This window comes from Vibrio sp. V03_P4A6T147 (assembly GCF_002241085.1).
Lineage (GTDB): Bacteria > Pseudomonadota > Gammaproteobacteria > Enterobacterales > Vibrionaceae > Vibrio > Vibrio anguillarum.
Map to the genome: position 1 here is coordinate 1 of NZ_NDIO01000361.1, position 1486 is coordinate 1486.

The window sequence follows — 1486 nt, forward strand, 5'->3', positions numbered from 1 at the left end:
CTATTAATAACAATGCCTTTTAATTAAGTCATTAAAGAATTTTATTTAAGTTATTTTTAACTTCTTTCTTAAATAAATAATAATCAAAGTCTAAAATAGTTTGAATTAATGCAATAAATAGAAACACCAAACCAGACACAAAAAAGACACCCATAGCATAGAAGAATCCGCCGACCAGCCATTCGGCGATGTTTAGATCATGCTTCCCGACCTCAGAGTGATAAAGGGCGACACTACCCACTAAACCAACGCTAGCGAGCAATGTCATATTTTCTCTGTTGGGTTTAAACACTTTACGGAACTCTGTTCGACTAAAGTATGGAATGTATTCACCTGCGGTATGATTCGCGATACCAACCAAGCAAGTTGATTTCTTCCCTTCCAAATACAGTAAGCTTATTTTTTGACCTGACAGAATATCTACATCACTATTGAGTACATACTTTCTTTCCTGTCCGTTATCAAATCTAAGCCAAAATACCGTTTTCTTTTTAGTTCTACTGGTTATGTACGATCTACCTGTTACGGTTGTATCAGAATAGGTATGTGTTGTGGATTCAAGATTAGACGAGATGACTTCGCCTGTACGAACAAAGTATTTCGCTTTTCCATTTCCTGATCTTACCTTTGAATGATGAATGGCTAGTTCCATTTAAAATCTCGCTTTATCATTATCTTACTGCTCTTTAATTACACTAGTTGATAGAGATATCTCCCCAAGACAGCTTGAGGAGATGGCATTAAATTATTTTGATAAAGCGACCCACTTCAGATATAGGCTAGTAGCAAGATCTTCATTTTCTGTAAAAAAGAGAGGGATACGACGATCATCATACGCAATACGTAAGCCATCGTGCTGTAGAGTACTAAACGACCAAGTAAATTGTTTACCTGCCTCCTCTGGCACATCCATAATCAGTTGAGCATTAGCGACTTCCCAGTTAACTGCTGCATGTTCAACCCAACTCCCTTGGACATTTCTTTCCGAAACAGTAACTGTACCATCGTTATGAAAGGCAAATTTAGATAAACTAGGCTGTGCCGATGATGTTCTCGAATCATCCCAGAAGTGATAAAGCGTTTTACCCGCAAAATCAGCGTTAACAATACTGGTATCTTGAGGATAACTGTTTTTATTGATACCAAGCGTACTATTTGCCATTAAAGTCATGTCATTCTGTGGAGTAACAGAAAGGTAGAAATTATCAGCGATAAAGAGAATTTCTTCATGCCCATCATTGGTTTGGTATCCACTGTAGGCGTATTTAATTGGCATACTTCCCGCAGGAGCACCATTATCATCTAGCCACGATACGTTCTCAGATGTGAAGGTTACCTGTAACACACCTTCATCTGTAAAGTAGAAGGAATTGGTTGGAATCGCGTCATAAGTATTTCCCACGAGTAATTCTTGAGCGGTTTTAGGTGCAGCAGCTACATTCCCATCTTTGATGACAATTCCGTCAAGATCTGTCCCTTTGTTCAC

At 38.3% G+C, this 1486-nt stretch carries 1 protein-coding gene and 1 pseudogene; both read right to left on the minus strand.

Annotated elements, in window-relative coordinates:
* Positions 1-31: 31 nt before the first annotated feature.
* Complete coding sequence (locus tag B9J84_RS14055) at positions 32-652, minus strand: hypothetical protein (RefSeq protein ID WP_094124392.1); 621 nt, start codon at positions 650-652, stop codon at positions 32-34.
* Positions 653-745: 93 nt separating this feature from the next.
* Positions 746-1486 (minus strand): annotated as a pseudogene (locus B9J84_RS16375) (hypothetical protein); the annotation flags it as partial.

Excerpts from the sequence above, each read along its gene's own strand:
- B9J84_RS14055 (WP_094124392.1), bottom strand. The coding sequence starts at position 652 with ATGGAACTAGCCATTCATCATTCAAAGGTAAGATCAGGAAATGGAAAA.